32 protein-coding genes and 1 tRNA gene are annotated in these 24849 nt (G+C 71.3%); 27 read left to right on the top strand and 6 right to left on the bottom strand.

The features are described 5' to 3' along the window. Position 1: 1 nt before the first annotated feature. From ACH4PY_RS07660 to ACH4PY_RS07685, 6 genes are read left to right on the top strand one after another with little or no spacing between them, the layout of a single operon-like run. Entirely contained in the window at positions 2–238 is a 237-nt protein-coding gene (locus ACH4PY_RS07660) for a hypothetical protein (protein WP_398177044.1), read from the top strand. Next, a complete protein-coding gene (locus ACH4PY_RS07665) occupies positions 238–1608 on the top strand; it encodes a phage portal protein (RefSeq protein ID WP_398177046.1) in 1371 nt (456 codons plus the stop codon). The genes ACH4PY_RS07660 and ACH4PY_RS07665 overlap by 1 nt, the downstream gene beginning before the upstream one ends. Then, positions 1605–3800 carry a head maturation protease, ClpP-related gene (locus ACH4PY_RS07670; protein WP_398177048.1) on the top strand — a complete coding sequence of 732 codons (2196 nt, stop codon included), beginning with the start codon at positions 1605–1607 and terminating at the stop codon, positions 3798–3800. Before ACH4PY_RS07665 ends, ACH4PY_RS07670 begins: the two co-directional genes overlap by 4 nt. A 39-nt stretch (positions 3801–3839) precedes the next feature. After that, a complete protein-coding gene (locus ACH4PY_RS07675) occupies positions 3840–4190 on the top strand; it encodes a histone-like nucleoid-structuring protein Lsr2 (protein ID WP_398177050.1) in 351 nt (116 codons plus the stop codon). 1 nt (position 4191) lies between these two features. After that, positions 4192–4743, top strand: coding sequence for a hypothetical protein (locus ACH4PY_RS07680; RefSeq protein WP_398177053.1), 552 nt, complete (start codon positions 4192–4194; stop codon positions 4741–4743). Continuing rightward, positions 4743–5204, top strand: a complete 462-nt coding sequence (locus ACH4PY_RS07685) for a hypothetical protein (protein WP_398177055.1) — start codon at positions 4743–4745, stop codon at positions 5202–5204. The genes ACH4PY_RS07680 and ACH4PY_RS07685 overlap by 1 nt, the downstream gene beginning before the upstream one ends. On the opposite strand, the gene ACH4PY_RS07690 is transcribed toward ACH4PY_RS07685, so the two are convergent. Beyond that, positions 5191–5445: a hypothetical protein gene (locus ACH4PY_RS07690; RefSeq protein WP_398177057.1), complete on the bottom strand. Its 255-nt coding sequence runs from the start codon at positions 5443–5445 to the stop codon at positions 5191–5193. The two genes, ACH4PY_RS07685 and ACH4PY_RS07690, sit on opposite strands and share 14 nt — an antisense overlap. A 51-nt stretch (positions 5446–5496) precedes the next feature. Here ACH4PY_RS07690 and ACH4PY_RS07695 point away from each other — a divergent pair, with 51 nt between their 5' ends. The 15 genes from ACH4PY_RS07695 to ACH4PY_RS07765 all read left to right on the top strand — a co-directional run bounded on the left by ACH4PY_RS07695 (position 5497) and on the right by ACH4PY_RS07765 (position 18717). Further along, positions 5497–5838 carry a hypothetical protein gene (locus ACH4PY_RS07695; RefSeq protein WP_398177059.1) on the top strand — a complete coding sequence of 114 codons (342 nt, stop codon included), beginning with the start codon at positions 5497–5499 and terminating at the stop codon, positions 5836–5838. Continuing rightward, complete coding sequence (locus ACH4PY_RS07700; RefSeq protein WP_398177061.1) at positions 5835–6101, top strand: hypothetical protein; 267 nt, start codon at positions 5835–5837, stop codon at positions 6099–6101. Before ACH4PY_RS07695 ends, ACH4PY_RS07700 begins: the two co-directional genes overlap by 4 nt. After that, the gene (locus tag ACH4PY_RS07705; RefSeq protein ID WP_398177063.1) at positions 6101–6583 is read left to right on the top strand and encodes a hypothetical protein; all 483 of its coding nucleotides are present in this window, start codon (positions 6101–6103) and stop codon (positions 6581–6583) included. Before ACH4PY_RS07700 ends, ACH4PY_RS07705 begins: the two co-directional genes overlap by 1 nt. A gap of 1 nt (position 6584) precedes the next feature. Continuing rightward, positions 6585–7052: a hypothetical protein gene (locus ACH4PY_RS07710; protein ID WP_398177065.1), complete on the top strand. Its 468-nt coding sequence runs from the start codon at positions 6585–6587 to the stop codon at positions 7050–7052. A 15-nt stretch (positions 7053–7067) separates the two neighbouring features. Beyond that, positions 7068–7475, top strand: a complete 408-nt coding sequence (locus tag ACH4PY_RS07715) for a hypothetical protein (protein WP_398177067.1) — start codon at positions 7068–7070, stop codon at positions 7473–7475. A gap of 158 nt (positions 7476–7633) precedes the next feature. Continuing rightward, positions 7634–11665: a phage tail tape measure protein gene (locus ACH4PY_RS07720; RefSeq protein ID WP_398177069.1), complete on the top strand. Its 4032-nt coding sequence runs from the start codon at positions 7634–7636 to the stop codon at positions 11663–11665. Continuing rightward, positions 11662–13131 carry a hypothetical protein gene (locus ACH4PY_RS07725; RefSeq protein ID WP_398177071.1) on the top strand — a complete coding sequence of 490 codons (1470 nt, stop codon included), beginning with the start codon at positions 11662–11664 and terminating at the stop codon, positions 13129–13131. The genes ACH4PY_RS07720 and ACH4PY_RS07725 overlap by 4 nt, the downstream gene beginning before the upstream one ends. Positions 13132–13149: 18 nt before the next feature. Then, positions 13150–14235 (top strand): DUF5047 domain-containing protein, encoded by a 1086-nt coding sequence (locus ACH4PY_RS07730; protein ID WP_398177073.1) that lies wholly within the window; start codon positions 13150–13152, stop codon positions 14233–14235. A 1-nt stretch (position 14236) separates the two neighbouring features. Next, on the top strand, positions 14237–15055 hold the full coding sequence (locus ACH4PY_RS07735) for a hypothetical protein (protein WP_398177075.1): 819 nt from the start codon (positions 14237–14239) through the stop codon (positions 15053–15055). A 24-nt stretch (positions 15056–15079) separates the two neighbouring features. Continuing rightward, positions 15080–15832, top strand: a complete 753-nt coding sequence (locus ACH4PY_RS07740; protein ID WP_398177077.1) for a hypothetical protein — start codon at positions 15080–15082, stop codon at positions 15830–15832. Positions 15833–15905: 73 nt separating this feature from the next. Then, positions 15906–16646: a PIG-L family deacetylase gene (locus ACH4PY_RS07745; RefSeq protein ID WP_398177079.1), complete on the top strand. Its 741-nt coding sequence runs from the start codon at positions 15906–15908 to the stop codon at positions 16644–16646. An 11-nt stretch (positions 16647–16657) separates the two neighbouring features. Beyond that, complete coding sequence (locus ACH4PY_RS07750) at positions 16658–17509, top strand: DUF1906 domain-containing protein (RefSeq protein ID WP_398177081.1); 852 nt, start codon at positions 16658–16660, stop codon at positions 17507–17509. Positions 17510–17512: 3 nt separating this feature from the next. Beyond that, entirely contained in the window at positions 17513–17782 is a 270-nt protein-coding gene (locus ACH4PY_RS07755) for a holin (protein ID WP_398177083.1), read from the top strand. Positions 17783–17797: 15 nt separating this feature from the next. Next, entirely contained in the window at positions 17798–18088 is a 291-nt protein-coding gene (locus ACH4PY_RS07760; protein ID WP_398177085.1) for a hypothetical protein, read from the top strand. Beyond that, positions 18085–18717, top strand: coding sequence for a collagen-like protein (locus ACH4PY_RS07765; protein ID WP_398177087.1), 633 nt, complete (start codon positions 18085–18087; stop codon positions 18715–18717). The genes ACH4PY_RS07760 and ACH4PY_RS07765 overlap by 4 nt, the downstream gene beginning before the upstream one ends. 50 nt (positions 18718–18767) lie before the next feature. On the opposite strand, the gene ACH4PY_RS07770 is transcribed toward ACH4PY_RS07765, so the two are convergent. Genes ACH4PY_RS07770 through ACH4PY_RS07780 form a run of 3 tightly spaced genes read right to left on the bottom strand, consistent with a single transcriptional unit; the run spans position 18768 to position 20367 of the window. Then, the gene (locus ACH4PY_RS07770; protein ID WP_398177089.1) at positions 18768–19619 is read right to left on the bottom strand and encodes a helix-turn-helix domain-containing protein; all 852 of its coding nucleotides are present in this window, start codon (positions 19617–19619) and stop codon (positions 18768–18770) included. 15 nt (positions 19620–19634) lie between these two features. Further along, complete coding sequence (locus ACH4PY_RS07775; protein ID WP_398177091.1) at positions 19635–20153, bottom strand: DUF6879 family protein; 519 nt, start codon at positions 20151–20153, stop codon at positions 19635–19637. Next, positions 20125–20367, bottom strand: coding sequence for a hypothetical protein (locus tag ACH4PY_RS07780; RefSeq protein ID WP_398177093.1), 243 nt, complete (start codon positions 20365–20367; stop codon positions 20125–20127). Before ACH4PY_RS07780 ends, ACH4PY_RS07775 begins: the two co-directional genes overlap by 29 nt. A 257-nt stretch (positions 20368–20624) precedes the next feature. Here ACH4PY_RS07780 and ACH4PY_RS07785 point away from each other — a divergent pair, with 257 nt between their 5' ends. From ACH4PY_RS07785 to ACH4PY_RS07795, 3 genes are all read left to right on the top strand, one after another. Further along, on the top strand, positions 20625–20843 hold the full coding sequence (locus ACH4PY_RS07785; RefSeq protein ID WP_398177095.1) for a hypothetical protein: 219 nt from the start codon (positions 20625–20627) through the stop codon (positions 20841–20843). Then, positions 20840–21019, top strand: a complete 180-nt coding sequence (locus ACH4PY_RS07790) for a hypothetical protein (protein ID WP_398177097.1) — start codon at positions 20840–20842, stop codon at positions 21017–21019. The genes ACH4PY_RS07785 and ACH4PY_RS07790 overlap by 4 nt, the downstream gene beginning before the upstream one ends. A 104-nt stretch (positions 21020–21123) precedes the next feature. Next, on the top strand, positions 21124–21264 hold the full coding sequence (locus ACH4PY_RS07795) for a hypothetical protein (RefSeq protein ID WP_398177099.1): 141 nt from the start codon (positions 21124–21126) through the stop codon (positions 21262–21264). A gap of 105 nt (positions 21265–21369) precedes the next feature. On the opposite strand, the gene ACH4PY_RS07800 is transcribed toward ACH4PY_RS07795, so the two are convergent. Next, on the bottom strand, positions 21370–21621 hold the full coding sequence (locus ACH4PY_RS07800) for a helix-turn-helix domain-containing protein (protein WP_398177101.1): 252 nt from the start codon (positions 21619–21621) through the stop codon (positions 21370–21372). 525 nt (positions 21622–22146) lie between these two features. After that, positions 22147–22219 (bottom strand) — tRNA-Arg (locus ACH4PY_RS07805). A gap of 187 nt (positions 22220–22406) precedes the next feature. Here ACH4PY_RS07805 and ACH4PY_RS07810 point away from each other — a divergent pair. Genes ACH4PY_RS07810 through ACH4PY_RS07820 form a run of 3 tightly spaced genes read left to right on the top strand, consistent with a single transcriptional unit; the run spans position 22407 to position 24743 of the window. Beyond that, positions 22407–22904 carry a hypothetical protein gene (locus ACH4PY_RS07810; RefSeq protein ID WP_398177103.1) on the top strand — a complete coding sequence of 166 codons (498 nt, stop codon included), beginning with the start codon at positions 22407–22409 and terminating at the stop codon, positions 22902–22904. A gap of 58 nt (positions 22905–22962) precedes the next feature. Continuing rightward, entirely contained in the window at positions 22963–24093 is a 1131-nt protein-coding gene (locus ACH4PY_RS07815) for an LLM class flavin-dependent oxidoreductase (protein ID WP_398177620.1), read from the top strand. Further along, positions 24090–24743: an FMN reductase gene (locus ACH4PY_RS07820; RefSeq protein WP_398177105.1), complete on the top strand. Its 654-nt coding sequence runs from the start codon at positions 24090–24092 to the stop codon at positions 24741–24743. The genes ACH4PY_RS07815 and ACH4PY_RS07820 overlap by 4 nt, the downstream gene beginning before the upstream one ends. Positions 24744–24849 lie beyond the last annotated feature (106 nt).

Consider the following 24849-nt stretch of genomic DNA (forward strand, 5'->3'; position numbering starts at 1 on the left):
CATGGCTGTCAGCTGGGTTCAGCGCGTGCCGGTGGACCAGATCACCGAGCAGGCGAAGCGGGTGCGGTTCTGGCGCACCGTGGCAACGGTGCTCGCTGGCCTGCTCTGGGGACTGGGCTGGCTCGCGGCGAAGTGCTGCGCGGCGGCCTGGCTGGCGGTCACGTGGGCGGTAGTCGCCGTGAAGGTCGGCTGGAGGGACGCCCGGCGGCCGGCGGCCCGTGAGGGCGGGTCCGGCTGATGGGACTGTTGGAGCGGATCAACGCCCAGCTGGCGCCGCGACCGACGAATCTCGGTCTGGACGAGTATGCGTCGTGGTTCTCCTACGGCGGGAACCAGTACCCGCTCCTGCAGACCACGTACTCGCAGATCGACCAGGAGCGCATCGCGTGGACTGCGGACTGGGCGGCGAAGTCCAGCGGGCCCGTGTTCTCACTGGTGCTGGCCCGCATGCAGGTGTTCTCCCAAGTCCGGTTCCAGTGGACCCGGTTCACCGGTGCGCTGCCGGGCGACCTGTTCGGGACGTCGGAACTCGCGGTGCTCGAAAAGCCCTCTCCGGGCTGGACGACCGCGGATCTGCTGGCGCGCATGGAGTGGGACGTCTCGGCGGCTGGTAACGCCTACATCCGGCGCAAGGCATCGTCGCTGCACCGGCTGAATCCGGCGTGGGTGATCATCGTTCTGGGATCGCAGGAAAACGCGGAGGATCCGTGGGCCGCCGCCGATACGACGGTCGCCGGTTACCTGTACGTACCGCCGGGCGGGAAGCCGCAGTTCTTCCTTCCGTCGCAGGTCGCCCACTACGCGCCGCTGCCCGATCCGGACCGCCACTTCCTCGGTATGTCGTGGATCACGCCGGTCCTGCGCGACTTGCAGGGCGACCAGGCGGCGACTGAGCACAAGTACGCGTTCTTCAACAATGGCGCGACTCCGAACATCGCGATCCGGTTCGACCCTCAGGTGTCGTTGGAGAACGTGAGGGCCTTCAAGGAGCTACTTGAGGAGGAGCACCAGGGCGCCGCGAACGCCTTCAAGACCCTGTACCTGGGTGGTGGCGGCGACCCGGTGCCGATCGGGTCCAGCTTCAAGGACATGGACTACGCGGTGATCCAGGGCCGGGCGGAGTCCCGTCTGGCGAGCGCGGCCGGCGTGCCGCCGTCCTGGGTGTCGTTCTTCGAGGGCATGCAGGGCTCGACGCTGAATGCCGGGAACTACATCAGCGCCCGGCGGCGGTTCTCCGACGGCACGATGGCGCACCTGTGGGGGAACGCCGCGGCGTCCCTGGAGCCGATCCTCACCGCGCCTGCGGGCGCGAGTCTCTGGTACGACGCGCGGATTCCGTTCATGCGCGAGGACGCGAAGGACCTGGCTGCCGTCCAGTCGCAGGAAGCGGCCACGATCGCGGCGCTGATCCGCGACGGGTTCATCCCCGAGTCGGTAGTCGCCGCGGTCCGAAACAACGACTGGAGCCTGCTGCGGCACTCCGGTCTGACCTCGGTCCAGCTGGTCCCGCCGTCCAGCGGCCAGGAGCCGGTACCCGGGTTCTCGCCCGGCACTGACCCAGGGCCAGCACCGGCCCCCGCCAACGGGAAGGAAGTGGCGCGCAGATGACGCGCAAGCAGCGCAAGCGCAAGCAGGGTGACGGCGCGGGCTGGTATCGGATCGCCAACGTGGCCGGCAGCCCGGCACAGATCCTCATCTACGACGAGATCGGCATGTGGGGCATCACCGCCTCCGACTTCATCCGTGACCTCGCGGCGGCAGGAGACGGCCCGATCGAGGTCCACATCAACTCCGGCGGCGGAGATGTCTTCGAGGCGTATGCGATCTACAACGCCCTCATCTCCCGCCCCGGGGTGACGACGGTCGTCGACTCGCTGGCAGCTTCCGCCGCCTCGGTCATCGCCATGGCCGGCGAGCAGCGGCTGATGGCCCGCACCTCGCAGCTCATGATCCATGACGCGTCGGCGGGGCTCTACGGGAATGCCTCCGAGCTACAGCAGATGCTGGAACGGCTGCAGACCGTCTCCGCCCAGATCGCCGGCATCTACGCCGACACCGCGGGCGGCGAACCGGACCACTGGCGCGACCTGATGCGCGCGGAGACCTGGTTCACCCCGCAGGAAGCCCAGGACGCCGGCCTGATCACCGGAGTCCTCGACAACACCCGCGAGCCGACACCGGCCGCCGCGGTATCCCCCGGAATCGGAATCCGCGCGGCCGCCACGGCTGCTCCGGACGACGCCAGCACAGCGGGTGCGCCCGCGACCGACGGAGAGGAACAGACCATGCCTGAGGCTCAGGGCGCGCTGACCATCGAGGCCCGCCGCAGTCGGCTCGGCGACATCGCCGGCCGACTCCAGGAGATCGCCAACCAGTACCCTGCGGCGGTCCTGCCGACCGACACGCAGGCTGAGTGGGACCAGTTGGTCGCCGAGCGGCGCGACCACCAGGCCGCGCTGGACGCGGTCGACGCCCGCAACGCGGTGCTCGCGGACATGCACGCCGGGCGCCCGGCCACCCACGACGCGGCCCCGGGCAGCGGTGCGGGCAACGCCCCGGGCGGCGTCCGGCAGCCGCAGCGCCCCGGCGCGCCCGCGGTGCACATCGGCCGCGACATCTACGACATCGCCGCGATCCGGCAGCAGGCCCGCAGCGCCGAGGAGCTGCCCGCGCTGTACCGGGACAACGCCATGCGGGCGATCGAGACGGCCCGCTTCCCGGGCTCGAACCGGGAGGACGCGCAGACGAACGTCGAGCGGCTGCTGAACACCATCCCCGACGACGTCCACGGCGACCTGGCCCGCCGCATCCTCGCCACCGGCTCCCCGGGCTACAAGCGGGTGTTCGGCCAGGCCCTGGCCGCGGGCAACCCCGGCTCGCTCGGCGCCCACGACGGACAGATCCTCGCGCTGGGGGCGACCGGCGCCGGCGGCGAGTACGCCGTGCCCTTCGAGCTGGACCCGACGGTGCTGCTCACCTCGAACGGGACGGTGAACCCGCTGCGGCAGATCGCCCGCGTACAGCCGATCGTGGGCAAGGAGTACGACCTGGTCACCACCGCGGGCGTGACCGTCTCCCGCGTCGCGGCGAACACCCCGGCCACGGACAACTCGCCGACCCTGGGCCAGCCCACCATCAAGGCCGAACGGGTACAGGGCTTCATCCCCTTCAACATCGAGATCGAGGGCGACTGGACCGGCATGCAGGCCTCCATGATGGAGCTGCTCAGGGACGCCAAGGACGTCGAGGAGGCCAGCGCCTTCACCCTGGGCACCGGTACCTCCCCCGACGCCGGGGGCGTCGTCACCACGCTGAACGTGTCCAGCAAGGTCGACGGGCAGACTGGTGCCGTCCTGGCAGTCGTCGACCCGACGAACCTGGAGAACGCGCTGCCCCCGCGGTTCCGTAACAACGCGTCCTACATGGCGTCGAAGACCACGTATAACGCCTACCGGCAGCTGCTGATCTCGCAGGCCGGTGCGGCCGGCGACCCGTGGAACCGCCCGTCGCAGGGGACGCCGGCGCAGTTCTTCGGCTACGACGCCTACGAGGCCTCGGACATGGCGTCCACCCACGCGGCGGGCGACAAGGTGCTGCTGATGGGTGACTTCAAGCGGGGCTTCATCATCGTCGACAAGGTCGGCATGAACATGGAACTCGTGCCGCACCTGGTCCAGCAGGCCACCGCCGGCAGCGGAGTGGGCATGCCGACCGGCCAGCGCGGCTACTACGCCTGGTGGCGGAACAACTCGCGGGTCCTCATCGACAACGCGTTCCGGCTGCTGGTCATCCACGCCTGACCGGCGCCCCGTACCGGACCCAACGAGAGGTGCAGGGCTGTGACTGACAGGACCATCTACGTGGCCACCGGCAGCGTCCTCGGCGAGTACGACGGCCGACCGCTGTACATCCACCAGGGCGTGACCACCGTGCGGGCCGGCCACCGGCTGCTCGACACCTTCGGCGCCCTCTTCGAGCCGCTGCGGCCGATGTTCGAGGTGGACGACGAGCCGGACGGCGAGGCCCAGGCCGACGCCGAGACGGAGCAGGCGCCCGAGACGACTCCGTCCGCGCCGGCCGCCGCGGACGTGCGCGCGTGGGCGGCCGAGCAGGGCATCGAGGTGTCCGCGAAGGGCAAGATCCCCCAGGACGTCACGGACGCATATGTGGCGGCCCACCAGGGGGCGTGACGTGGGCATCCTGACGCTGGACGAGGCCAAGCGGCAGCTGCGGATCCCCGCCGACGACACCTCGGCTGACGTGGAGATCCAGGCGTACTGCGACGGCATCACCGCCGTCATCGAGGACTACAAGCACGAAGTCATCGTGCAGCGCACAATCAGCGAGGACATCGAGCGGGCGTCGCAGGGCGGACGCCGGTTCCGGCTGTGGTCCGTGCCGGTCATCTCGGTCACCTCGGTGACCGCGGTAGTCGGCGGGCAGACGTGGGACCCGGCCGGGCTGCGGGTGACCCGCGACACGGGCCTGGTGCGGGTCCTGTCCGGGCCGCCGCTGACCTGTCTGGCCGAAGCGGTGTACGAGGCCGGGTACGAGGTGATCCCGGACCACTACAAGAGGGGGGCGGCGGTCGTGTTGCAGCACAACTGGGAGACGCAGCGCGGCGTCGGCGGCCGCCGGGCCGGGGTGGTCGGGCCGGAGGAGACCTACGACCCGCGCTGGTCCTACGCCATCCCCCGCAAGGCCCTGGAATGGCTCGGGGCGCCGCGGCCGGTGGTGGGCTGATGGCCTGGGCATCGACGGTCCCGGACGCCCTGGACGCCCTCGTCGCGGTCTTCCGCAGCGCCCCGGGCCTCGCGGGCGTGACGGTCTTCGACGGGCCGGTGGTGACCGGGTCCGGGCAGATGGAGGCGGTCACGGTCGGTGTGGGCGACGAGGAGGACCCGACTGCGGTCGAGGCGCAGAACGCCCGCGAGGGCCTGGCGCCCTCGCCGGACCGGGAGCAGTACACGATCCGGTGCGCGGTCCTCGTGCTCAACGCGACGGGCGACATGGGCGCCGCCCGCCGCCGCGCCTACCAGATGCTCGGTGAGATCGGCGGTGTCCTCGCCGCCGACCAGCGGCTCGGCGGCGCCGTGATGACGGCCCGGCTCGGCAGCAGCACCCTGGTGCAGGCCCAGGACGAGACCGGGGCCGCAGCCACCGTCACCTTCTCCGTCGAGGTCGACGCCTTCACCCGCCGCTGAGGCCCTTGCGGACCCCGGCCACGAACGTGCGGAGCGCCTTACCCGCGCCGACGATCGCCCATCCGCAGATGAACAGGGTGAGCAAGGCGTAGGCGGCGAACAGCATCGCCTGCCCCACCCAGATCGCGGCGAGCACGAGGTAGCCGATCCAGCTCCCGCCGATCGACCCCAGGCCGATGTGGGTGGCGTGGTACCAGAACCATGCCGGGACCGACGCGAACCACCAGTGCAGAACATCCATGGCCGGATCGTGCCCGCCGAGGGGGCGAGCCGTACCGAGAACGGAGCTTTCATGGCCGCCCTGACCACCCATGTAGTCCCCTTGCAGGGGCTCCAACTGGACGCGCAGATGGTCGCGGCTACGTCCGGCGGCGACACCTGCCAGACCGGCGTCGGCGTGTTCCTCGCCGTGAAGAACGGGGACGCGTCGAGCCACTCGGTGACGCTGGCGACACCGCAGACCATCGACGGGGACCTCGCGGTCTCTGACCGGACCGTGTCCGTGGCCGCAGGCAAGACCGAGCTGATCCCGATCACCGACCGGTACCGGGACCCGGCGACGGGCCGGGCGGCGATCACCTACGACGGTGTGACCTCGGTCAGCGTGGCCGTGGTGCGGGTGGCGGCGTCATGAGGGCCCGCGTGTGGATGAGCCACCCGGACCTGCCGGACAGCCCGCCGATCGAGCTGGACCGGCTCCAGGTCCCGCACTACGCCGCCGCGGGCTGGGACGAGACCACCGCCCCGACCCCGCCGCCGCGCCCCGCTCCCGCGAAGCCTGCCGCTGTGCCGGAACCGGCCGGCGAGGAGGCGCTGGCACCCGAGCCCACCCCCGAGCCCGACTCGCCCAAGAGGCGGCGCTCCACTCCGTCCGAGCCCGAGAAGGAGACGCCGTAATGGCCGCCACCCCCATCAGCCAGTCCACCCGCTACTACCGCCAGGGCATCTCGAAGGTGCTGTGGGTCCCGTCGATCGCGACCCTGTCAGCGCCGACCCGGTCCGAGCTGAATGCGGGCATCGACCTGTCGCCGGAGATCAGCGCGGTCTCCGGCTGGGAGGTCACCGGCAACACCGAGGACACCAACGCCCTCGGCTCCCGCTTCACCGGCAAGGTCCCCAGCAACACCGAGGCCGGCGACAGCTCGCTCACCTTCTACGCGGATGCCACCAGCGTGGACGTGCGCGCCGTGCTGCTGCGCGGGGACTTCGGCAACATCGTCTGGATGGACGAGGGTGACGTCGCCAACTACTTGATGGACATCTTCCCCGTGCAGGTCACCGGCGTGCCGAAGCAGCGCGACATCACCGCGGTCGCCGAGATCATGGTGAACTTCGCGACGCTCCGCGAGCCCGCCGAGAACGTCGCCATCCCGGGCTGACGTGGAACTGCGGCACGGCCGGGACCTGACGCGCATCACCCGCGAGCTGCGGCGCATGGATGACCGCGAACTCCTCAAGCGGTTCCGCCGGGAGCTGCGCGGCGCGGCACGCCCGCTGGTACCGGCGGTGCGGGCGTCGATCCGCTCGATCCCTTCCGGCCGCCGCTACACGGCGGCCGGACTGCGGGGCCAGCTGTCGCGCGCCACCGGCCTGGAGGTCAAGACCACGGGCCGCCAGGCCGCGGTCATCATCCGGGTCGACGGCCGCAAGATGCCGACGAAGGCCAAGTCCCTCCAGGCGTACATGGAGGGACTGAAGCGGTGGCGGCACCCGGTTTACGGCAACCGGAACGTCTACGTGACGCAGTCCCCGCACCCCTACTTCTTCACCGTCATGCGCACTGGCGGCACCCGGGCACGCGTCGCCGTGAACCGGGTCATCGACCAGGTCAGCAAGGACATCACCTGAAAGCGAGAGCACCACATGACCCTGTCCCGTGACGCCATCATCGCCGCGGTCGACGCCGTCACCGAGACGGTGCCGTGCCCCGAGTGGGGCGGCGACGTCAACATCCGCTCGATGACCGGCGCCGAGCGCGACGAGTACGAGGTCAGCCTGCGCAAGAAGGGCCAGCTCGACCTCCGCAACGCCCGCGCCCGGCTGCTCGTGCGGGTCCTCGTCACCGAGAACGGCACCCGGATCTTCGCCGACCAGGACGCCATGGCCCTCGGCAAGAAGAACGCCGCCGTCCTCGAGCGCCTCTACGACGTCGCCGCGCGCCTGTCCGGCATGAGCGACCAGGCCGCCGAGGACGCGGAGGGAAACTCCGAGGAGACGACGGAGCCTTCCGGCGATTCACCTTCACCCTCGCCCGAGACCTCGGAGGCATGACCCGCGCCGAGATGCTCGCCCGGATCAGCTCCCAGGAGCTGACCGACTGGATGGCGCTCTACCGCATCGAGGCCGAAGAGCGCCGGGCCGCAGAAGCCGACGAGTAACACCCCCTCTCCCGGGCCCCGCCCGGCCAGCACGGGCAGGGGGTGGGTGCTATGGCGCTCAGGACCACCGGGGTCCGCTACGACCTCGTCGCCCGCGACTCCGCGAGCAAGACCTTCAGCCGGGTCGGCGGGAGCGCGTCCAAGCTGGAGCGCGGCCTGGGCAAGCTCGCGAAGGCCGGGCTCGCCGCAGGCGCCGCCCTGGCGGCCGGCGTCGCGGTCGGCCTGGCCGACGGCACGAAGAAGGCGGTCGCTTTCGAGGCCGAGATGAAGAAGGTCCAGACGCAGGCCGGGGCCAGCGCGGGTGACGTCGCGGTGCTGTCCAAGCAGGTGCTGGAGCTGGGCAAGTCCACCCAGCAGGGCCCCGAGAAGCTCGCCGAAAGCCTGTACCACCTCAAGTCGGTGGGCATGACCAACGTCGAGGCGATGACGGCCCTCAAGACCGCCTCGGATCTGGCGGCAGTCGGCGGCAGCGACCTGGAAGCCACCACCAACGCGCTCGCCGGCGCGTGGCGGACCGGCATCAAGGGCGCCGACAACTTCGGCAAGACCGCGGCCACCGTCAACGCGATCATCGGCGCGGGCAACATGCGCATGGAGGACATGGTCGCCGCACTCGGCACCGGGATCTTGCCGACGGCCAAGACCTTCGGCTTGACCTTCGCGCAGGTGGGCGGCGCTTTGGCCCTGTTCACCGACGAGGGCATCGACAGCGCGTCCGCGGCGACCCGCCTGCGCATGTCGATCTCCCTGCTGGCTGCCCCGAGCCGGGCGGCGGATAAGCAGCTGAAGACGATCGGTCTGACCGGCAACATGCTGGGTCAGGCGATGCGGTCCAAGGACGGCATCATCGGCGCGATCGAGCTGCTGTCCGAGCACCTGGACCAGTCCGGGCTGGACGCGACCCACCAGGCCGCCCTCCTGTCCAGGGCGTTCGGCGGCGGCAAGTCCTCCAGCGCCATCCTGTCCATGGTCAACAACCTGGACGTGCTGGAGAAGAAGCAGCTCCAGATCAACAACTCGATGGGCAAGTACGGGCCCGCAGTGGAGGCCCAGCGGAAAACCGCGCAAGCCCAGTTCAACCTGATCAAGTCCAACTTCGAGGTCTTCTCGATCAAGGCCGGCAACATGCTGCTGCCGCCAGTCACCCAGTTCACGACCTACGTCAACAAGACCGCCCTGCCGACCGTGCACCGGTACTCGCAGGAGCTGCTCGGCATGGTCCCCGTCGGCAAGATCAAGGCGGGGTTCGGTGCCGCCAGCACGATGGTGTCGGACTTCATCGACGGCCTGATGCCGAAGGCGAAGAAGAAGCCGACGCTCACGGTACCGACCCCGCAGATCAAGGGGCCGACGATCCCGCCGATGCTGCGGAGGCCGTACACCTTCACGGTACCGTCGCCGCAGCTCAAGGGTGCGAAGTCGACGATCCCGGACATGATCGCGGCGCCGAAGCCGAAGGCCTCGGACGCGAAGAAGCTCGGCGCACAGATCCGCTCGCTGATCTCCGGCGGCATCGGCGACGCCGTCAAGGGCATCGACTGGAGCAAGGTCGGGCGGACCATCGGCTCGGGTCTGGCCACCGCCGTCGGGTGGGTCGGCGGGCACCTCGCCGACATCACCAAGAAGATCACGAAGGCGCTCAGCAAGCTCGACTACGTCGGCATCGGCAAGTCCATCGGGCGCATGGCGATCCCGTTGGCGGTCGGGATCGCCGTCACCCTGTTCGAGCCGCTGGCCAGCCCAAGTTTCTGGCGGAAGCACTGGAGCGACGTCATTCTCGCCGCGGTCAGCTTCATCCCCCTGGGGAAGCTGGCTGGGCCGCTGGCGAAGGTCTTCGAGAAGCTCCCGATCCTGAAGTGGGCTGTGCCGCTGCTGAAGGGCGTGGAGAAGGTCGGCGACCTGGTCGGCAAGGGTGCGGGCGGTGTCGCGAAGTTCTTCGGCAAGAGCTTGTGGAAGGGCCTCTCGGAGGTCTTCCCCGAGGCTGCGGCCGTCGTGGAGCGCGAGAGCGGCCTCCTCACCACCCGACTGGGCTCGTGGGCCATCGACCTCCAGCGGGCCGGTCAGCGGGCCATCCGCGGACTCGGTGACGGCATCAAGAGCGGCACCGGCTGGGTCATCGCGAAGATCGGCGAGGGTATCGGCTACATCCTGAAGCCGTTCACCCGGTCCGCGACGTGGCTGCTCGCCGCGGGCGGCGCGCTGGTCAACGGGCTGCTGCAGGGCGTCGGAACCAGCGTGCTCGGTGTCGGCCAGTGGCTCAAGGCCCACCTCGTCGACCCGATCGTCGGCGCCGTCAAGTCCTTGTTCGGGATTCACAGCCCGAGCACCATCTTTGCTGGGATCGGCGGGGACTTGGTGCGCGGCCTGCTGTCCGGCATCACCTCGACGGCTGCTGGTATCGGGAAGTGGCTGTACTCGCACCTTGTCTCCCCGATCCTGCAAGCGGCAAGCGATGCCGGGGGCTGGCTGTACCAGCGCGGCAAGGACGTAGTTTCCGGCTTGCTGGGCGGCGTGTCGTCGGCTGCGAGCGGCCTGGGGGACTGGGTCGGTGACCACCTGATCAGCCCGATCACGGGCGCGTTCAGGGGCGCCTCCGGCTGGCTGTACCAGCGTGGCAAGGACGTCATGTCCGGGCTTCTTTCGGGCATGCAGGCCGGGTTCAAGGGTGTGGCGTCCTTCCTGGGCACCGTGAAGCGGGCGGTCGCCGGCAGCAGTGGCAGCGGCGGCGCCCTCGGCGGAAAGGTCAAGGGGTTCGCCAGCGGCGGCCTGGCGCCGATCGGCCAGACCGCGTGGGTCGGCGAGCGCGGCCCGGAGCTGATGCAGGTCACCCGGCAGGGGACCCGCATCTACAGCCACGCCGACTCGATGGCGCTGGCCCGCGCGAGCGCCACACCGCTGCCCGGGTACGCCAAGGGCACCTCGGCATCCAGCCGGGTGGCTGCGGCCGAGCGGGATCTGGCGTACTGGAGGAAGAGGGCGGCGCAGGCCCACACCAAGGCGCAGCAGCGCGCCGATGCTCTGGAAGTGCAGGCCGCACAGAAGAAGCTGGCCGCGGCGAAGAAGCTGCTCACCGGCACCACGTCGGTGTCCAACAGCCTCGCGAACGGTTTCCTCAAGAGCCTGGAGACCGGTACAGCTGCGGGCATCGCGTCGGCCATCAAGAGCATGAACACCAAGCTCCAGGCGGCCGGGGCCGGTTCGCTGGTCGCGGGCAATCTGAAGACGTCCTCTCAGCTCCAGGCGCTGGCGACGAAGAAGGCGTCGATCGCCGCGTTGATCACCAAAGCGAACCAGTTCGCCACGGACCAGGCGAACGGATTGGGGGACTACCTCAGCATCTCGGGGACGTCCGCCTCATCGGTGGCCGACCTGGTCGCGCAGATGCAGCGGGGGCAGAGCACGGCGGGAGCTTTCGCGTCCGAGGTGTCGGACTTGTCCAAGCGCGGGCTGAGCAAGACGCTGTTGTCGCAACTCGCGGACGCCGGACCGGGTAGCCAGCTCGCGCAGATCCTCGCGGGCGCCTCCCGGGACGACATCGACACCCTCAACCGGCTCGCGACGTCGCAGGACAAGCTCACGGCGAGCTTCGGCAAGTCGATGGCCGATGCCATGTACGACTCCGGGGCGCAGGCCGGGAAGGGGTTCCTTGCCGGGCTCCAGGCCCAGGAGAAAGCGCTCCAGGCGGAGATGGACCGTCTGGCTGCCGGGATGGTCAACACCATCAAGAAGAAACTCGGCATCCACTCCCCGAGCACGGTCGCACGTGACCAGATCGGCAAGCAGTTCGCGCTCGGCGCCGCGGTCGGCGTGCGCCTGCACGCTCCGAAGGCTGCGGCGGAAGCACAGCGGATGGCCGACACCATGACGGCTGTCCGCGCTCGCTCGGCGGCCAGCGGACGGTCGGCTGGCGGGGACGGCGGCCACCTGGCGGCGCTGAAGGCGTTGGCGGCCGCACTGGCGGAGGCGGGAGCTCCCGAGGTGCATGTCCACGTTGCCGACGAGCGGCTTCAGGACCTGATCCGCGTGGAGGTCAAGAAGGCAGACAGCAAAGCCGCGTTCCGGGCGAAGGTGGGGTCCTCGTGAGCATCAGCTACTTCGGCGCGGGGGTGCTGGTGCAGGACGCGGCGAGCATCTCGCCGACGTACCCGGCGTCTACGGTCGCCGGGCAGTTGGCGGTGCTGGTCGTGGTGTCCGGCACCAGCGCGGAGTCCACCCCGAGCACGCCCTCGGGGTGGACCCTCGCAGCCACGCTCTCCGGAGGCGGGGGCACGTGGGGGAGCGGTACGGGCCCGCGGCGCCTGACGATCTTCGTGCGGGTGCTGGCTGGCGGGGATGCGGCGCCGACGACGGCGGTCCCGTCCGGGACCGGGTCGCTGATCGCCGGGCAGATCCATGTCCTGGCGCGGTCGGCGGGCACGGGGTGGCGGTGGACGGCCACTGCTGGCGTCGACGCCAGCTCCGGCACGGGTTTCTCGGCGCCCTGCCCGGACACCCCTACGTGGGCGGTCGGCGACATGACCCTGGTGGGCTACGCGCTGCCCGTGAGCACAGCGTCCCTGACCGTCGAGGCGGTCGCCGCGACGGGCATCACCTTCGGGACGATGACGGAGCGGGCCGATGCTGCCTTGACACCAGGCAACGTGGGCCGGGTCGGGGTCACCACGCAGGCGGTGACCGCCGGGTCCGGCACGCAGGCGCCGACGGTGGCCGCGACCCTCGCCGCGGCCTCCACGGGGGTGGCCGGGGTGCTGCGGGTGAGGGAGGCGGCCGCCGCACTCACCGCGGCCCCGCAGACTGCCTTCCCCCCGCGCACCCTGGTCACCCTGACCGGCATGTCCGCGGGCGACACCGTGACGGCCAGCATCTACCGCACCGTCGGCGACGACCAGGCCCCGGTGCGGGCCGCAACGAGCGTCGACGTCACCGGGCTGTCTGCCCTCCTGCGGGTGGACGCCGAGCAGCCTCTCGGCGTGCCGGTGGGGTACGCCGCAGACCTGACAGACGTCAACGGGGACGTGTGGACCGTGACCGCAGCGGGCACGATCACGTCCACCGCCGACGGCGACGTCATCTCCGACGCCGTCCAGGGCGTCGGAACGATGGTCACCATCGAGTCCGGCTGGGAGAAGAGCAGGTCCCGGGACGCGACGACGATGAACGTGGGCGGCCGCCTCGTGACCGTCAGCCGCCGCCGGGCGACCGCCACAGCGACTGTGACGGTGCGGACGGAGACCGATGCGGCCTCGGACGCGATGCAGCAGGTGCTCACCGGAGCGACCGAGGGCGTCGTGCAGATCCGCAAGCAGGTCACGATGGCGCGCGTCGACGGGCACTACGCCGTCACCGACGACGTGGAGCGGCCGCACTGGTACGACGAGCTGACCTGGTGGGACCTGACGACCGCTGAGGCAGATCCGTGGCCGGACGCCCTGGAGGCCGCCGGGTTCACCCTCGCCGACCTCGCCGCGGTCTACCCCGGCACGCTGGCGGACATCGCGGCCGCGTACACGACGCTGCTGGCCATCGCGCAGGCCGACCTCGGAGCGTAGGGGGGCGCTGTGCTGGACATGTCCGATGCTGCCCTCGCGATCGTCGGTGGCAGCTACACCATGGAGATGCGGGTCTCGTCCTGGCTCGGCGACGAGCTGCTCGCCGACGACATCCCGATCGCGGACGGCTCGGAGACGCGGGACCGGTCCCTGGCGGTGCCGGAGCAGGTCAGTCTCAGCGTGCCCCGCCGCGACCGCGGGGTCTCGTGGGAGCCGCTCCGCCCCACGGACCCGCTCGCCGCGTATGGGCAGACGCTGCACGTGGACTACGGGATCGACGTGGGCGGGGGCTTCGAGTGGATCCGCCGCGGGATCTACCTGATCTCCGAGTCGACCGCCGGTGACGACCAGGTACAGGTCACCTGCGAGGGCCTGTTGAGCTGGATCGTTGAGGCGCAGCTCGTGGCCCCGTTCCAGCCCGCGGGGACCTTGGCATCGACCGTCCGGAGCTTGGTCGAGCCCGCTCTGACCGTCCAGGTCGACACGTCCCTCACCGATCGGGCTGTGCCGCTCGGCCTGGAGTGGGATTCGGACCGGATGGGTGCGCTCCAGGAGGTGCTGACGGCGTGGCCAGCCGCGTGCCGGGTCACCGAGGACGGGCTGCTGCTGGTCGAGCCGGTCCGCGACGACTCACCGGGGCCGCCGGTGCTCGCTCTCACGGACGGAGTGGGCGGCACGGTGATGCGCTGGTCGGGCAGCACCACCCGGGACGGCGCCTACAACTGCGTGGTCGCGTCCGGCGAGGACTCCGCTGGGAACCAGCTCACGGGCACCGCCTACGACAACGACAGCGCGAGCCCGTACTGGATCGGCGGCGCGTTCAGCCCGCTGCCGGTGCCGCTGCTCTACTCCTCCAGCCTGCTGAGCACGGTGGACCAGTGCCGGGCGGCTGCCGCGACGAGGCTGACGACGCTGCGCCGCACCGCGTCACGCCGCCTGTCCGTGACCTGCCTGCCGCACCCGGGCCTGATCACCGGCGACATCGTCAGCATCACCAGCGCGGAATTCGGGCTGACCAACGCGATCGCCAGCATCGAGACCCTCGACCTGCCCTACTCCCCGGGCCAGATGACCCTGGACGTGCGGATCCTGAGCGGAGGCTGACATGGCCGACTGGCGGGACCGCAGGATCAGCCTCGCCGGTCGCGGGGCGCTCATGGGCATGGCGGGTGCACCGGTTACGTCGGGCGCGGTGCCGGTGTACGTCTCCGGCGTGCTGATCACCGCACGGGCCGTGGCCGGGCTCACCGGCGTGGACGTGGGCGTGCCGGTACTCATCCAGCGGGTCGGCTCATCCTGGTGGGCGCTCGCAGTCGCGGGCGCCGCACCGGTCGCGCCCCCGCCAGCGACCACGCCGCCGTCCGGCGGCGGCGACACGGCGCCCGCCCCGAAACCCGTGACGACCACGGGGTCGTTGGTGGTGGCGCCTGTGGCGACCAGCACCTGGCGGGATGGGCACTGGCGCACGGACATCGGCCCGTCCACCAGCGCGGACACCTACCAGGGCCGATACAGCAGCAGCGGGTACGGCTCGTCGTCGGGCTTCGCGTTCTACGGCTCGAAGCCCCACAGCCTGACGGGTGCGACCTGCACGAAGGCCACGGTGAGGCTCCGCCGCCTATCGTCGGGAGACTACGGCAAGCGGGCCCCCACGTTGCGGCTGGTGACCGAGACCGCCAGGCCCAGCGGATTTCCTACGGTCAACGAATCGGTCACGGGGCCCTCGCTCGGCGTCGCTGGTCAGGTGTCCCCGTCCGAGACCGCGTTCGTCCTGCCGACCTCCTGGGGGCAGGCGCTGATGGACGGCGCCCGCGGCGGCCTCGGCATCGTCATCAGCGGCGACTCCCCGTACATCCGTCTGGCCGGACGGGGCTCCTGGTCTGCCGCGTGGGTCCTGACCTTGTACTGGCGCCGCACCAGCTGAGCGCCCCGATCGGAAGGAGCTGCTGTGACCCAGTCGACGACGAAGGGAATCATCTTCCCGGAGTCCACGGACCACACGCGGCTCTGGGAGCACATCCAGACCGCCGCGACGACCGCGGACGCCATCATTCCCGGCACCCCGCAGGTGGACGTCTTCACCGCGAGCGGCACCTGGACCAAACCGGCGGGGGCCCTGTGGGTCGTGGTCGAGGTGGTCGGCGGTGGCGGTGGCTCGGGCGGGTGCGCGGCGACCGGCGCGAGCCAGGCCGCGTGCTCCGGTGCGGGCGGAGGCGGCGAGTACGCCAAGGGCACCTACCCCGCCAGCGGTATCGGCTCCACCGCGGCGATCACGGTCGGCGCAGGCGGTACCGCGGGAGCTTCCACCCCGGGTGCGGGCGGCGACGGTGGCACCACGTCCTTCGGCGCGACGATCACGGCGGCGGGCGGCCGTGGCGGCGCCGCCTGTTCCGCGGTCACCGCGGTCACCGCGTCCTCCGGTGACGGCGGCACGGGCGGCACCGGCGGCGACGTCCGCGTCCAGGGCAGCGCGGGCGGCCACGGCCTGGTCATCAGCGGCCTGCCCGTGAAGACGTGTAGTGGCGGCGGCACGGTCCTCGGCGGTGCCACCCGGCCGTCGCCGTCCGCGTCCGCGGCTGGCAGCAACGGCTATACCTACGGCGCCGGGGCGAGCGGCGCGTCCAACGGCGCCAGCGTGGCGGCCAGGGCGGGCGCCAGCGGCGCCAACGGCGTCGTCATCGTCACCACCTACAAGGCCTGACCCGGCCCTCGACACCTGAACCGCTGTTCCCCTGTGCTGTCTGGCCAGGGGATTTCTCATGCCAGGAGGCACTGTGACCGACCCCGTACCGGCCCCGACCGGGCGGCCCCTGTTCTTCTACGACCCTCACCAGGATGACGAATCCCTCTGGGCGGGCCAGCTCATCGCGCACCACTCCCTGGTCGGGAGGGAGGTGCACATAGTCTCCTGCACGGACGGGTCAATGTCCGGCGTGCTCCAGGAGCTGGCGGGGCTGACGCCGAACTCCTGGTGGGGCGGCTACCACTACCCCGCGCGCGAGGGCATCCCGCCGATGACGACGGCCGATTTCGTGGCGGCCAGGGATCGGGAACTGGTGCAGGCCGCGCGGCAGCTCGGCATCAGCCCGGACCGGGTGCACCTGCGGACGGACGTGCGCGGCGCGGACATCACCGTCGACGAGGCCAAGGCGCTGATCCTCGCCAACGAGGCGCTGAGCCCCGGCGCGGGCCACTACGGCATGCACTGGGCGGACATGGACACCACCCACGCCGCCATCGGCCAGGCACTGCGGCAACTCCTCCTCGCCGGGCAGATCACGGACGTGCGGTGGATGGTCAGGCGCGAGCAGACCACCACGATCGCGGGCGCGGCACCGTATCCGGTCCCGGCCCAGTACGCGGCCACCGCGCGGATGATGGCGCTGAACGCGCTGCGCTGCTACCAGGCCTGGGCACCCCCGCAGGCCTACGCCATCGGCGCACAGTCCGTCGCAGAGGACTTCGTCTGGGCAGCAGCAGCTGGCTCGGCGAACTACATCGTGAAGGCCCCCTGATGGGAGGGACCGTGACGACCGCGATCCCTGGGGTGGACTACGCCTGGTCCCACCCCGGCGGCGCCGCGCTGAAGGAGGCGGGGAAGCGGTTCGCCGCCCGGTACCTCAGCAACGGGGCGACCAAGAACATCTCGCGCGCTGAGGCGGACGACCTGGCCGCGCACGGCCTGTCCGTCGTGGTGGTCTGGGAGAGCACCGAGCGGCGGCCGCTCGACGGCCGGGCGGCGGGTATCGCGGACGCCAAGCTCGCGGCGGTGCAGGCGACCGCCGCCGGGATGCCGGTCGGCCGCCGGCCGATCTACTTCGCCGTCGACTTCGACGCCACCGCCGCCCAGCTGCCCACGGTGATGGCGTACCTGGACGGCGCCGCGTCCGTCCTCGGCCGCGACCGGGTCGGCGTGTACGGCGGGTACGACACCGTGCGCGCCGCCCTAGACGGTGGGCACGCGGCGTGGGCGTGGCAGACCCGGGCCTGGTCCGCGGGCCGGTGGGACCCGCGCGCGCACATCCGGCAGGGCGCGACCGCCACGATCGGCGGCGTCTCCTGCGACCTCAATACCGCGCTGGTCGAGGACTTCGGCCAGTGGACCCCGGGCCACGTGCCCAGCTTGGAGGACGACATGCCGACCGAGGCGCAGATCTGGGCCTACAAGAACACGAAGTCCGGCGACGACCGGGACGCGCACCAGTACGTGAAGGACGCCGCTTCGCAGGCCGCCGCGGCGCTCGCGCAGGCCCGCCAGAACGGGTCCGGCCTCTCCGCGCTGGCCGCGAAGGTCGACAAGCTCGCAGCCACGGCCGCGCCGGAGATCGACTACGCCAAGCTCGCGGCGGCGCTGCTCGCCGCGCTGAAGGAGGGCTGACTCATGGGATCCACCACCGCGAAGCGCTGGCTCATCGAGGCGAAGGTCGCCGCTGCGACTGCGGCGGCCACCGGCTGCGGCATCGCCGTCGCCGTCCTCAACGACATCGAGGCGGACCACAGCATGCTCGGCAGCACGCCGCCCTGGCTCCAGGCGCTGATCCTCGTCCTCGCCCCGCCGCTCGTCACCGGCCTCGCCGGGTGGCAGACCCGGCACACGCCGCGCCCCGACCTGGCCGAGAGTGCCAGCACCACGCCCGTGACCGGGGCCTGATCCCAGGAGCACCACGTGCCGGATGAACCGACCCTCGGTGAGGTCGTGCGCCGCTTCGAGGACCGGTTCACCGACCTGCGCGACGACATCCAGCAGCTCGGCCGCCGCATCGACGGCAAGGTCTCCCAAGACCTCTACGAGCTGCGCCACGAGACGCTAACGGCCAGAGTGAAGGCGCTGGAGGACATCCGCGTGAAGGACGCCGAGCGGCTGGCGGCCACGCGCCGGTGGCTTATCGGCGCCGTCATCGTGCCCCTCGTCGCCGTGCTGCTGCCGATCCTGATGAGCATGGGAGGCAAGGGATGACCCGCGCCGAACAGCGCACGTTGGATCGTCAGCTGCGCCGCGGGGACGCGGCCACGGTCGTGCTCGCGCTCGCCGTGGGCGCCCTGCTGGCGTGGATCATCTACAGCGTCCGCGGGCTCGCCGACGACCTGCACCAGGCCAACGCCGCGCGGGACCAGCTGGCGCACCAGGTGCAGCAGCTCGGCGCGACGCCGGTGGCGGGGCCGCCGGGGAGCCGCGGTGCGCCGGGCACGCCGGGGGGCTCCGGCGCGCAGGGCTCGACCGGTCCGTCCGGCCCACCGGGGCCCGAGGGCCCGTCCGGGCCATCTGGCCCACCGGGGAGCCCCGGGCCGACCGGTCCTGCGGGCGTGTCCGCGACGGGGGCACCGGGCGCTGCCGGTGCCGCGGGTACGGACGGCGCGTCCGGCCCCGCCGGGCCTGCTGGTCCCGCCGGGCCACAGGGCCCGGCGGGACCGGCCGGACCCGCCGGGCCGCAGGGCCCCGCCGGACCTGCGTGCCCGGACGGGTACAGCCTCCAGCCGCCCGCGACCGACCCGGACGCGCTGGTGTGCCGCCGCGACGGCACCCCCGCCCCGACCACACCGACCACGAGCCCGCCGCCAGCGCTGCTCGACCGCCGCCGCACCTGAACCACCGCGCCCCCGCTCTCCGGAGCGGGGGCGCTTTCGCGCGTCCGGGGTCAGCTCAGCTCGCCGATCGCCTTAGTCACGAGCACTCGCGCCTCGGTTCCGTACACCGCGTGCTGGTGCAGGGCGGTGAACGCCTTCAAGTACACGCCGACCTCGTCCGGGGCGGTGACCTTCACCGAGGCCGACAGTGGCTCGTGATCCACGCGGGCGTCGTCGAAGACGGTGAACGACTCGACCGCCCACATGGTCCGCTGGACCGTGGTCGGGATGATCCCCAGCGACACCGCGGGCAGGTCCATCGCGGACAGCAGCGCGCCCAGTTGGCTTGCCATCACGCTGAAGTCCCCGAGCCGGTACCGCAGTACCGCCTCCTCGATGAGTATCGCGAAGCGGGCGCGCCCCTCGTGGATGATCCGGGACCGGTCGATTCGCGCGGCGACCGCGGCGTCGACATCGTCGGGCAGATCCCGGAACGTGGCGATCGAGCGGAGCAGCGCGGTGGCGTAGCCGGGCGTCTGGAGGAACCCGGGGACGACGTTCGAGCAGTACACCTTGAAGTGGGTGGTGCGCTCGAAGAGGGGGCGGTGTGAGTCCTGTAGCTGCTTGAGCCCGGTGCGCTGGAGGCGCCGCCACTGCACGTACAGCGAGTCGGCGGCCCGGTTGGCGGCGATCAGGTCGGGGGCGAGACTCGCGGCGCCGCAGGCGTGGCACCAGCGGCGGACGTCGTCGTCGGAGGGCGCGGTGCGGGCGTTCTCGATGCGGCCGCTCTTGGCCTCGCTCCACCCGCACCGTGCCGCGACCTCCCGCTTCGTGATGCCTGCGTCGAGCCGGATCTCGCGGAGGCGTTCGGCGAGGTTCTGGCGGGCGGCTTGGACACTCGAAGACGGGGAGGTCGGCGGCATGGTGCTTAGTGTCCGCTACTTGATCTTGTAGTCCTGGTGGGGGATGGCACGTTCCCATACCCGCTCGAACGCAGCGGCGTTCAGGCCGACAAGCGCGGGGTCGTCCGTGAATTCGTCGCCGAGGAAGTCGCCGTTCCCGGAGAAGGAGGCGAGGCGGATGATCTGGTTGTCGAAGATCCAGAAGTCGCGGCCGGGCATGAGCAGGTCGGCGGTCAGCTCGCGGGTCAGCCACCGCACGTCCTCACCGGCCTGGAGGTTTCCTTCGGTGACGTAGTGCTCCCAGAGGATGTACTCGGTGGCCGGTTCCGAGATCACCCGGGCCCGCCGGACCTTGACGCCGCGGGCCACGGCGTCGGCGACGTCCTGGTGAAACGGAAGCCACCAGGAGCCGCGGTCATCCCAGTCGACGCGGGCGCCGTTGCGCCAGTCCTCGAATCGGGGGTTGGAGTAGTAGACGTCGCGCATCTCCAGGTGCACGGCCGACGTTGTGGCGCCGGCCAGTAGGTCATCGAACGTCCAGGCCTTCGGCTGCATCGCATGCCTCCCTCAGAATGCTCGCCATCCTCATGGGGATGCGGAGGACAGTCTCGCCTTCCGGGAGGGGGCCGGTCGACTTGACCTCGTCAGTCAGTTCGTTGTCGGCCTCCCACCCCTGGAAGACGAACTCTTTCTTCTGCTCGTCGACCCACACCCGCGGGCAGTTCGAACCGTCGGTGTTCGGGTCAATCCCGATGAACCGTAGCTTCATGACCTCTCCGATACGCCGTTGCTAACACGTACTTGCAGCACGTTCGTTCGTGCGGGTGAGCGGGTCAAGGGCGCACCACCGGCGCACAGGTGGCGAGCCAACTGGCGTGCAAGTTCGTGCTAGTTGATGGCGCGTGCGAACTCGCAGTCCCTAGCGTCGAGGAGGAGCCCGCCCTGGCGCCGATCGGGGCGGGCAGAGAAGTGCCCCGCGGCGGTCCAGGCCCGGGGCGAGGCCACGCCGGAAGGGGCGCAGCAGTGGTGACCTTACAGTCCGACAGCACCGAGATGACGGCCGGTCGACAGGCCGCGGCCGATCTGCAAGACCTGCTGGCTGCCCTCGGCGCCGGGCCCGAGCTGCTGCACCGGATCACGCGCTGGGCGGACTACGGGGAGTCGGAGGAGTACGTCTACGTGCCGCCGCTCCCGGCCGCGGTGGTCCGCCGCCTGGTGCAGCTGCTACCGGAGGCCGTGTCATGACCGGCACGCCGGAGCCGTCGGGCGCGGCGCTGGCCAAGCCGCAGCCCCGCCGCTGCGGCTGGTGCGGTCGCATGACGTCCGACTGGGTCGTGCAGGCCGCCGACGATCACGCGGGCGAGATCACCTGGTGCCGCCTCGCCGACGAGTGCCAGCGGGCACGCGACGCGCGCACCTGAGACCGGGGTCCGGCGAAACGGTGGCCGCCGAACCCCCACCTGCGCGGCCCGGCTCCCCCGTGCCGGGCCGCGCAGGCACCCACGTCACCTACGAGGAGATGCGCATGGCCGACGAGCCCCAGCCCCAGCCGAAGCCCGACGACGAGGTCGAGGGCGAGCAGGCCGACGACGGCATGACCCCCGAGGAGCGACTGGCCAACCACCAGCGGCTCCAGCAGCAGTACCCCAACGTGCGGATCTGGTAGCCCCTTGACCGCCCGTGCCGCCGTGGGGCCGCGAACCCCTCATTGGGCGGCGGCACGGGCAAGCCCGCCCCTGGCGCTCCTCCTGTCGAGCGCCGGGGGCGGGCGCTACCGCGGTGGCGGGTCCTCGTCGAGCATCCGGCCGAGCGGGACGTCGAGGCCGGCGGCGAGCTGGAGCAGGACGTCGATGCCGGTGCTGACGCTCGCGCCTTCGGCGCGCATCACCGTTTTCCGGTCGAGGCCTGAGGCGTCGGCGAGGCCGTCGACCGTGAGGTCGCGGGCGCTGCGCCAGCGGGCGATGCGGTGGCCGATCTCCGCTCGGCGGGGGCGGACCCAGTCGGGCCGGGGGTCGGTGGGCACACGGCCACGGCACCCGATCATGATCGAGATGTCAGTACCAGATCTGGGGCTGACCGTGGATCATGGTTAACCGGTAGATGCCCGGGGTAACTAGTTGGCATTGTTGCCCCGCCAGCCCTGCGGTAGAGGCCTGCCGCAGGGCTAGAGTGCGTGTACGTGAATCGCACACATGTTCACACGAACGGGTGAATGACCTGCTCAGCATGCATCCGTTAGACAGGGGGAGGCGTCGTACCAGGTGGCGCCCGCGAGCGCGCTGGGGACCGGTTTCGGGCGGCCCCGAGTCGGTGCCCCAGCGCAGGCGGCCCCCGTCCCTAGAGTGGACGGGGGCCGTTCTTCATTCTCCCGCAGGTCGCGCCCTGCGAGTCGAGTGATCGTTTAGGAGTCAGATCGGGGACGGCTCGTGCGCAGCAGGCTCCGGGAGACGTCCAACAGATTCCATCAGGTTCCAGGAGACGCGAAGGGCCAGATCGGGGACACCATCCCTGACCTGGCCCTTCGGTCCGTACGTGCTGCTCACAGACGTGCCCCAGGCAGGATTCGAACCTGCGACACCGGCTTTAGGAGAGCCGTGCTCTATCCCCTGAGCTACTGGGGCGGGATGGAGCGTGATGGAGACCGCCCAGGGCGGCCCAGGACAGGTTAGCGGATGAGGCAGGACGGGGTGGTCACCGGCCGGTGCGCCGTCCTGCGGGACACGACCGTCCCGGCGGCCCTACCGTGGACGGGGGCGAGAGCGGCAGAGGCCGTCCGGGTGACGTGAAGGGGGCGCCGTGGAGGCGGAGTTGGCAGGGCTTGCGGCGTCGGGCGCGACGGCCGTGGTGGGGCTCATGGCGTCGGACGCCTGGGCGCAGGTCAGGGCGCGGCTGGCGCGGTTCTTCGCGCGGGACGGAGCGGAGGGCGCGGAGGAGACGGTGGCCGCCGACCTGGAGCGGTCCCGTGACGAGCTGGCCGAGGCGCGCGGCGCCCAGGACGCGGCCACGGAGGACGACCTGCGGGCCGAGTGGCGGCTGCGGCTTCGGCGGACGCTCCAGGCGGACCCGGCCGCCGCGGACGAGCTGCGCCGCCTGCTGGCCGAGCTGTCCCCCGAGCCGCAGGCCGCGGGCGGCGCCACGTACTACACGACGAACACCACGCACGGCGGCGTCTTCCACGAGACCGTGATCCAGGCGGGCTCGATCACCTACCACGGGGTGCAGCCGCCGGGTCACGGCGCGCCTCCGCCCGGCGCCGCGCCGGGTGGTCAGGACCCGCTCGCGGGGCGCTGGGCAGGGCGGGAATAGACGCGGAGGGTCTTCCGTTCCTGTGGTTGAAACATCAACCAATGGGACGGTGGGCGAGATGCAGTTCGGGATCTTCACGGTCGGCGACGTCACCACGGACCCGACGAACGGGCGGACGCCGAGCGAGTACGAGCGGATCAAGGCGATGGTGGCCATCGCGCAGAAGGCCGAGGAGGTCGGGCTCGACGTGTTCGCGACCGGCGAGCACCACAACCCGCCGTTCGTGCCGTCGTCGCCGACCACCATGCTCGGCTACATCGCCGCGCGGACCGACCACCTGATCCTCTCCACCTCGACGACGCTCATCACGACGAACGACCCGGTCAAGATCGCCGAGGACTTCGCGATGCTCCAGCACCTCGCCGACGGCCGCGTCGACCTGATGCTGGGCCGCGGCAACACCGGCCCGGTCTACCCGTGGTTCGGCAAGGACATCCGCGACGGCATACCGTTGGCGGTCGAGAACTACGCGCTGCTGCACAAGCTGTGGCACGAGGACACCGTCGACTGGGCCGGGAAGTTCCGCACCCCGCTGCAGTCCTTCACCTCCACCCCGCGCCCGCTGGACGGCGTCCCGCCGTTCGTGTGGCACGGCTCCATCCGCAGCCCGGAGATCGCCGAGCAGGCCGCCTACTACGGTGACGGCTTCTTCGCCAACAACATCTTCTGGCCCAAGGAGCACTTCAAGCGCCTGATCGGCCTGTACCGCGAGCGCTACGCGTACTACGGCCACGGGAGCCCGGAGCAGGCGGTCGTCGGGCTGGGCGGCCAGGTGTTCATGCGGAAGAACTCCCAGGACGCGGTGCGCGAGTTCCGTCCCTACTTCGACAACGCCCCGGTGTACGGCCACGGGCCGTCGCTGGAGGAGTTCACCGACCAGACGCCGCTGACCGTCGGGTCGCCGCAGGAGGTCATCGACAAGACGCTCACCTTCCGCGAATCGTTCGGCGATTATCAGCGGCAGCTGTTCCTCATGGACCACGCCGGTCTGCCGCTGAAGACCGTGCTGGAGCAGCTCGACATCCTCGGCGAGGAGGTCGTGCCGGTGCTGCGGCGCGAGTTCGCGGCGGGCCGCCCGGCCGGCGTGCCGGACGGACCGACCCACCAGGCGCTCGTCGCCCGCGGCCGCGGCGACATTATCGATAGCCGCGACAGCACCACCCACGACAGCGAGGAGGTCACCGCATGACCAGGAAACTCGTCGTGATCACCGCCGGTCTCGGCCGGCCGTCCTCCACCCGGCTGCTCGCCGACCGGCTCGCCGCCGCGACCCGGCAGCAGGTCGCCGAGACCGCGGGCACCGGTCCGGGACCCGAGCTGGACGTGCAGGTCGTCGAACTGCGCGACCTGGCGAACGAGATCGCCCAGAACATGGTCACCGGCTTCCCCGGCCCGCGGCTGCGCGCCGCCGTGGAGGCCGTGACGTCGGCCGACGGGCTGATCGCGGTCACCCCGGTCTTCACCGGCTCCTACAGCGGCCTGTTCAAGTCCTTCTTCGACGTGATCGACAAGGACGCACTGGCCGGCACCCCGGTGCTGATCGCGGCGACCGGCGGCACCGCACGCCACTCCCTGGTCCTGGAGCACGCCCTGCGGCCGCTGTTCTCCTACCTGCGCGCGGTCGTCATGCCCACGGCGGTGTACGCGGCGACCGACGACTGGGGCGCGGCGGGCCCGGCCCGTCCCGCGGGCGACGACCCCCTCGCCCTGCGCGTCGCCCGCGCCGCCGCCGAACTCTCCCGGTACCTGGCGGGCGCCCCGGCCCCGCGCCCGCCGTCCGCCGACGAGACGTTCACGCCGTTCGCCCAGCAGCTCGCGGCGCTGGCCCCGGACGACTGATCCGCGGCCGATCCGCGACGCGCCACCCGCCCGGGTGACCACCACCGGGCGGCTCACCCTCACGGGTGACCGACTCCGCGCGGTCACCCGTGAGGGTGAGCCACGC

The sequence above is a fragment of the Streptomyces sp. NPDC021224 genome (genome assembly GCF_044332905.1).
Classification (GTDB): domain Bacteria; phylum Actinomycetota; class Actinomycetes; order Streptomycetales; family Streptomycetaceae; genus Actinacidiphila.